Here is a 7451-nt window from a genome sequence, read left to right as displayed (position 1 = left end):
GCACCCTCGCCCAGCGCTCGGCGGCCGCTGCCAAGGAGATCAAGGGCCTGATCGATGATTCGGTCGGCAAGGTCGCCGAGGGCTCCAGCCTGGTCCATCAGGCCGGCAGCACCATGGGCGAGATCGTTGCCTCGGTGCAGCGCGTGACCGACATCATGGCCGAGATCTCCGCCGCTTCGCAGGAACAGAGCGCCGGCATCGAGCAGGTCAACCAGACCGTGGTGCAGATGGACGAAACCACCCAGCAGAACGCCGCGCTGGTGGAGGAAGCGACCGCTGCGGCGCGCGCGATGGAAGACCAGGCCGTGCAGCTGGGTGAAGCCGTGGCACGCTTCCGGTTGGCATCGCAGGGCGTCACCACGGCACCGGCACGACTGGCCACCGCACCGCAGCCGCGCCAGGTGGCCACCGCCCTGCCCGCCACCAAGGCAGCACCGGCTCGCCGGCTGCACGCATCGGCGGCGCCGGCACTGGCGGCCGAGGGCGACTGGCAGGAGTTCTGAGGACGCCGGGGTCGGATCCCTCTTCCCTGGAAGAGGGCTCTGACCCCACCCACGACCTGGTGGGTAATCGGGGTCAGATCCCTTTCCCGTGGGAAAGGGCTCTGACCCCTTTTGCATGGAAAGTGATGCATTCCTCACTTCATAATCCGAGGCAGAGGCCGATATCCCCATCGAGCCTCGCGCCAACGCGTGCTGGCGCCCGCCCTTGACCCTAGATTCCATGTCCGACGGCAACGACACTGCAGTGCATGAAGTCCATGCGGCCGACGCCGCTGACGAACGATTCCTGGTTCGCAATCCCCGTCAGCTGCGCCAGCTGCTGCGCTCGCTGATCGACCAGCGTTCGCTGATCAACGCGCATATTGACGGCCGCGACCGCTCGTTTCCCACTGCACTGCTCGACCTCGATGAAGACGAGGACTACCTGCTGCTTGATGGCAGCCCGCAGGAAGCCTCCAACCGTGCCGCCGAACAGGCCGACCATCTGCTGTGCTTCGCCCAGCTGGAACGGGTACTGGTGCGTTTCCGCCTGCACGAACTGCAGCGCGTGGACAACGACGGCCACGTCGCCTTCCGCACCCCGCTGCCGGACGAACTGGTGCACCTGCAACGCCGCGAGCTGTACCGTCTGGAGACCCCGGTGACCGACTCGCCGCAGCTGCTGCTGCCGCCCGGCGAAGCCCGCGCCGACGCCCTGTCGATGCGCGTGGTGGACATCAGTGGCGGCGGCCTGGCGGTGGTCGTGCCCAACGACTGCGCGGTGTTCGGCCTGCAGAAGCGTTACCCGGCCCGGCTTTCGCTGCCGGACGGGCCGGATCTGGACATCGAGCTGGTGGTCTGCAACCTGCTGCCGCAGCGCCAGCCCAATGGCATCGAGGTCAAACGCGTGGGCATGCGCTTCGACAGCCTGCCACGCGGCGCCGACAGCGCCATCCAGCGCTACATCTTCCGCATCGACCGCCAGCGCAAGGCCCGCCGCAACGGCGAGATGTAGGCGCGTGGTAGTGCCGGCCGCTGGCCGGCAACCCTGGAACGCATGCCGGGGTCAGATCCCTTTTCCCTGAAAAGGGATCTGCCCCCATCCATTGCCCGGCAGCTAAAGTCCCCCCCCACGGGGCCGATATCGAGCCTGACACCGGGACTTCCGGCAGAACCAGGACCCCTCGATGAACGACAAGACCAGCTCCACCGCCAGCGCCGGTGGCGAATTCCTCAGTTTCACCCTCGGTGCCGAGCACTACGGCGTGGATATCCTCAAGGTGCAGGAAATCCGCGGCTACGATGCGGTGACCCGCGTGCCGGATGCTCCGGATTACATCAAGGGCGTGATCAACCTGCGCGGCACCATCGTGCCGGTCATCGACCTGCGCCTGAAGCTGCGCCTGGACGATGCCCGCTACGACGCCTTCACCGTGATGATCGTGCTGAACGTGGAAGACCGCGTGGTCGGCATCGTCGTCGACAGTGTCTCCGACGTGATCCCGCTGTCGGCCGAGCAGATCCGTCCGACCCCGGAGTTCGGCGCCGCGGTCGATACCCGCTTCATTTCCGGCATCGGCACCCATGACGACCGCATGCTGATCCTGCTGGATATCGAGACCCTGCTCGACAGCGCCGACATGGGCCAGCCCAGCGCCGTGGAAGACGTCGCCGCCTGAGCAAACGGAACTGCTTCACGTTCTGGTCACAAAACCCTTCAGTTCCCCCCGGCGATGCCGATAGGGGGGACAGAAGCCGGCCGCGCAGGAGCGCGCAGGACCGGCCCGACCGTTACCATCCCCGGAGATACCCCTCGATGAAGTCCCTGCTTGCGTTCGTCTCGGCTGCTGTCCTGGCCACCACCGCCGCCTCCGCTTTCGCCCAGTCGGCCGACATGATCCCGCCGGAAATGGCGCCGCGCTCGGTCGGCAAGGACGGCATGGTCTGCGGCAAGGTTGAAAAGGCCCGCTACGCAGAAGGTTCCGAAGGCCAGCCGACCTTCCTGTACATGGGCGGCGCCTTCCCGCGCCACACTTTCTCGGCGCGCATCGCCGGCGAGAACCGCGGCAAGTTCTCCTTCCCGCTGGAAACCCTGGAAGGCAAGACCGTCTGCGTGATCGGCAAGATCCAGCGCGACGCTTCGCGCGCGGAAATCGAAGTCAGCTCGCCGTCGGGCCTGAAGCTGGCCAACATCAAGTAATCCGCTGTCCGTCGAGCCACGCCGGACCTGGTGCCGGCGTGGTTTCTGCTGCAACCGGGCCCGATGCCCGGACGCGTCTGCCTTAGGAGCTCGCAACGCCCATGCCGTGGATCAACAACCTGAAACTGATGCCGAAGCTGATGCTGACCTTCGGCGTCATCCTGCTGGTGATGCTGCTGCAGGGCATCGTCGCCTATCGTGGCCTGCATTCGCTGAACAACGTCACCACCGAACTGGCCGGTTCACGCATGGAAAGCATCCGCATGGCCGGCGAGATGCGCGGCATGCTGGGTGAGTACCGCAATGCCGCCTACCAGCAGCTGATCCGCGCCAGCGACGACGTCAAGTCCGACGCGCGCAAGCAGGCCACCGACCTGCGTACCAGCATGGACACCTCGATCAAGGACTATCCGAAGCTGGTCGACAACGCGCAGCAGAAGAAGCTGTTCGACACCTTCGCCAAGGAATGGAAGGACGCCCTGGCCTCCTATGACAGCGTCACCGAGATGCTGGAACTGGACCTGCCGGACGATGCCATCGACACCTTCGTCGGCGAAACCCGCACCAAGCACCGCAAGGCTGCCTCGGCGCTGGAAGCGCTGATCGCCGAAGACAACCGCCTCGCCCGCGCCTCGCGCGATGAAGCGGCCACCACCTATTCCGCCTCGGCCGTGCTGACCGTGATCGCCCTGCTGGGCGGCGCCGCGCTCGGCCTGGTGCTGGTCTGGTTGTTCGCCCGTGCCCTGGTCGGCAGCGTGCGTGGCGCCGTCTCGGTGGCCAACGACGTGGCTGGTGGCAAGCTCGATGGCCACATTGATGTCAGCCGCCAGGACGAAGTGGGCGAACTGATGCAGTCCATGCAGCGCATGCAGCGCGACCTGCGTGAACGCATCGAGACCGACCAGGCCATCGCCCGCGAGAACCTGCGCATCCGCACCGCGCTGGACTACAGCTCGACCGGCGTGTACCTGACCGACACCAGCAACACCATCGTCTACACCAACCGCGCCCTGCAGCAGACCCTGAGCCAGTACCAGGATGACGTGCGCCGCGACCTGCCCGACTTCGACGCCCAGGCCTCGCTGATCGGCAAGCCGGTTACCGTGCTCGAGCACCGTGGCGAGATGGACCAGACCCTGCTCGGCAACCTGAAGGCGCATGGCGTGGCCCGTCGCCCGATGCAGTATGGCGATGCCCAGTTCGCCCAGGTGGTGTCGACCATCCGCAACGAAGGCGGCGACACCGTCGGCTACGTGGTGGAATGGCGCGACCGTACCCAGGAAGCGCAGGTCGAGGCCGAAGTGGCCCGCGTGATCGCCCAGGCTGCCGCCGGCGACCTGTCCGGCCGCATCGATGCCAGCGACAAGGAAGGCTTCTTCCTGCAGCTGGCCCAGCAGATCAACGGCCTGCTGGACGCCAACGCCGGCAGCATCGAACAGATTTCCGGCCTGCTCGCCGCGCTGTCGCAGGGTGACCTGACCGTGCGCATGCACGGCGACTATCAGGGCGTGTTCGCCCGCATGCGTGACGATGCCAACGCCACCGCCGCGCAGCTGAGCGAGATTGTCACCCGCATCAAGCAGTCCAGCCGCGCGATCAGCTCGGCCGCCGGCGAAATCGCCTCCGGCAACAGCGACCTGTCACGCCGTACCGAGCAGCAGGCCGCCAACCTGGAAGAAACCGCCGCCTCGATGGAGGAACTGACCTCCACCGTGCGCCAGAACGCCGAACACGCCCGCCAGGCCAATCAGCTCGCCATCGGCGCGCATGGTGTCGCCTCGCAGGGCGGCGAGGTGGTCGGCCAGGTGGTCACCACCATGTCGGCCATCCAGGCCTCGTCGAAGAAGATCGCCGAGATCATCTCGGTCATCGACGGCATCGCCTTCCAGACCAACATTCTGGCGCTGAACGCCGCAGTGGAAGCCGCCCGTGCCGGTGAGCAGGGCCGCGGCTTTGCCGTGGTTGCCAGTGAAGTGCGCACCCTCGCCCAGCGCTCGGCGGCCGCCGCCAAGGAGATCAAGGGCCTGATCGACGACTCGGTCGGCAAGGTCAATGACGGCTCGGCGCTGGTGCACAAGGCGGGCGCGACCATGGGCGAGATCGTCGCCTCGGTGCAGCGCGTGACCGACATCATGGCCGAGATCTCCGCCGCTTCGCAGGAACAGAGCGCCGGCATCGAGCAGGTCAACCAGACCGTGGTGCAGATGGACGAAACCACCCAGCAGAACGCTGCGCTGGTGGAAGAAGCCACCGCTGCCGCGCGTGCGATGGAAGAACAGGCCGGCCACCTCAGCGAGGCCGTGTCGATCTTCGTGGTGGACGAAGCCGAGACGGTGGTTGCCCCGCCGCGCGCCGTCGCCCCGGCTGCGCGTGCCACCGCACCGGCGGCCCCGGCGCCGGTCGCACCGCCGGCCCGCCGCAGCACGGGTGGTCGTTCGATGGCCACCGAACTGGCCGACGGAGACTGGCAGGAGTTCTGATGCCGGCCTGACCTGAGGTACGAGAACGCCCCGGCCCTGCGCTGGGGCGTTTTCGTTTACGGGGTATCTGGATATCCAGCCAACGGCGAAGCCCCTCGGGGTGGGTCTGCACAAGAGCGGAGCTACTGAGGGTTGGCCGGGAGGGTGGGCTGCGCAGGGGACGCCGTGAATACGTCCCTGTAGGCTCGGTCGCGCCATCCATGGCGCTTACGCCCCTGCGCAACCCACCCTCCCGGCCACGGACAGTTCCCGTGCGCGTCCACCCCGGATTGAAGAAGGAAGAGCAACAGCTGCATCGCTTCCGGGGTCAGATCCGTTTTCCGCAGGAAAACGGATCTGACCCCTCTTTCCACCTGGAAACCCAACGCTCTTGCCGTCCGACACCGAAATGCCGAGAGGGCTGGGCCGGGGTGGGCAGGTAGGACCGTTGGCGCCATGGATGGCGCCATCGAGCCCCCATGGGTGAGGGCGCTTTGCTTGCGAAGCACTGCTTCGCAAGCGCCCGAACGCACAGCCGCCAGCGGCTGGGCCGGACCCCGGAGGGGGGTTCACGGCGTGTCCTGCCTGCCCATCCCGGCCCAGCCACCCACTGACAATCCAGCGCCGACCAATCGCCGTTGCTGTTGCTGTTGCTGTTGCTGTAGCTGTTGCTTCAAAACCAGCCTGCCGCAGGCAGCGCAGCAGCCGCCGCTGCAAGGAAACATGAATACGTTCGGACAGTGCACCTCAATCCCCCGCCCGCGCGGCCGATAACGGGGTTGTCACAGTCTGTCCTGCCGTGACCGGCTCGGCGCCGCCCGCCTGCTTCAACCTGGTCCTGCTCGATGAATCTCCTGCATCGCTGGCAACACTACTTCAGCAATCTCTCCGTCCGGCGCAAGCTCAACCTGCTGACGCTGCTCATCGCGCTCGGCGTGATCGCGCTGTCGGTGATCGCCGCCCGCATGCAGTACCTGGACCTCACCGAAACCCGCAAGACCGCGCTGAAGACCCAGGTCGAACTCAGCTACGGCATCCTGCAGCACTACCACCGCCTGGCCACCACCGGCGAGCTCAGCGAAGACGCCGCCAAGGCGGCGGCATTGCAGGCACTGGAAGTGATGCGCGCCGACAATGATGCGTACTACTTCAACCTCTACGACACCGGCTACCGCCTGCTGATGCATCCGTTCCGCAAGGACCTGGTCGGCAAGGACATGAAGGACTTCCGCACCGACGATGGCGTGCGCATCTACTACGACCAGGTGGAAGCGGCCAAGGCCGGCGGCGGCTTCGTCAGTTACCGCTGGGCCAAGCCGGGCAGCAAGGGCGAGGTCGAGAAGGTCGCCTACGCCGGCCTGTTCGCGCCCTGGAACTGGGTGGTCAGCAGCGGCGTCTACCTGGACGACGTGCAGAAGCAGGCGCTGGTGTTCACCGCCATCATGGCCGTCGCCGGCGGCGTGCTGGTGCTGATCGTGCTGGCGCTGAGCTGGGTCATCGGCAATCGCATCGCACGCCCCCTGAAGCAGGCCACCGCCGTCGCCGAAGGCATCGCCCGTGGCAAGCTGGACAGCCACATCGGCCCGCAGCCGCACGACGAGCCGGGCCGCCTGCTGGAGGCCATGTCGGGCATGCAGCAGCAGTTGCACGCAGTCATCAACGGCCAGCGTGAGATGGCCCGTCGGCACGAGAGTGGCGAGTTGAGCTACCGCATCGACGCGCGCGCCTTCCCCGGTGAGTACGGCCTGATGGTGCAGGAGACCAACGCCCTGGTCGGCAGCCACGTGCAGACCCTGCACGATGTGCTGGACGTGGTGCAGCAGTACGCCGTCGGTGACCTCAGCCGCGATATCGCACGCTACCCGGGTGAGAAGGCGGCGATGACCACCACCGTCGATACGGTCAAGGCCAACCTCGGCCGCATCAATGCCGAGATCAAGCAGCTGGCCAGTGCCGCGGCCGAAGGCGATTTCAGCCGCCGAGGCGATGCGCAGCGCTTCGATCACGATTTCCGCCTGATGCTGGAGAACCTCAACGCGATGATGGCGGTCAGCGATGACAACCTCGGCAAGCTCTCGCAGCTGCTGTCGGCCATCGCCGAGGGCGACCTGACTGCTCGCATGCACGGTGACTACCAGGGCGTGTTTGCGCGCATGCGTGACGACGCCAACGCCACCGTCGCGCAGCTGACCCAGATCGTCGGCCAGATCCAGGCCAGCGCCTCCAGCATCACCCTGGCCGCCGGCGAGATCGCCTCCGGCAACAGCGACCTGTCGCGCCGCACCGAACAGCAGGCCGCCAACCTGGAAG

The 7451-nt window shown here is 66.6% G+C and carries 6 protein-coding genes; all 6 read left to right on the top strand.

Going from position 1 to position 7451, the window contains the following annotated elements; translation table 11 throughout:
• A partial coding sequence (locus tag C9412_RS20400; protein WP_258190384.1) for a methyl-accepting chemotaxis protein occupies nucleotides 1-503 on the top strand: 503 nt, incomplete at its 5' end.
• A 220-nt stretch (nucleotides 504-723) separates the two neighbouring features.
• Nucleotides 724-1497 (top strand): flagellar brake protein, encoded by a 774-nt coding sequence (locus C9412_RS20395; protein WP_107233275.1) that lies wholly within the window; start codon nucleotides 724-726, stop codon nucleotides 1495-1497.
• A 172-nt stretch (nucleotides 1498-1669) separates the two neighbouring features.
• Nucleotides 1670-2161 carry a chemotaxis protein CheW gene (locus C9412_RS20390; protein ID WP_107233274.1) on the top strand — a complete coding sequence of 164 codons (492 nt, stop codon included), beginning with the start codon at nucleotides 1670-1672 and terminating at the stop codon, nucleotides 2159-2161.
• Nucleotides 2162-2298: 137 nt separating this feature from the next.
• The gene (locus C9412_RS20385; RefSeq protein WP_107233273.1) at nucleotides 2299-2682 is read left to right on the top strand and encodes a hypothetical protein; all 384 of its coding nucleotides are present in this window, start codon (nucleotides 2299-2301) and stop codon (nucleotides 2680-2682) included.
• Between the two features lie 101 nt (nucleotides 2683-2783).
• Nucleotides 2784-5162, top strand: coding sequence for a methyl-accepting chemotaxis protein (locus C9412_RS20380; protein ID WP_107233272.1), 2379 nt, complete (start codon nucleotides 2784-2786; stop codon nucleotides 5160-5162).
• 824 nt (nucleotides 5163-5986) lie between these two features.
• A partial coding sequence (locus tag C9412_RS20375) for a cache domain-containing protein (RefSeq protein ID WP_146161747.1) occupies nucleotides 5987-7451 on the top strand: 1465 nt, incomplete at its 3' end.

It is taken from the genome of Stenotrophomonas sp. Nf1 (assembly GCF_003028475.1).
GTDB lineage: Bacteria > Pseudomonadota > Gammaproteobacteria > Xanthomonadales > Xanthomonadaceae > Stenotrophomonas.
Note: the sequence above shows the minus strand (reverse complement) of the source record. Positions and strands in the feature narration are given on the sequence as shown.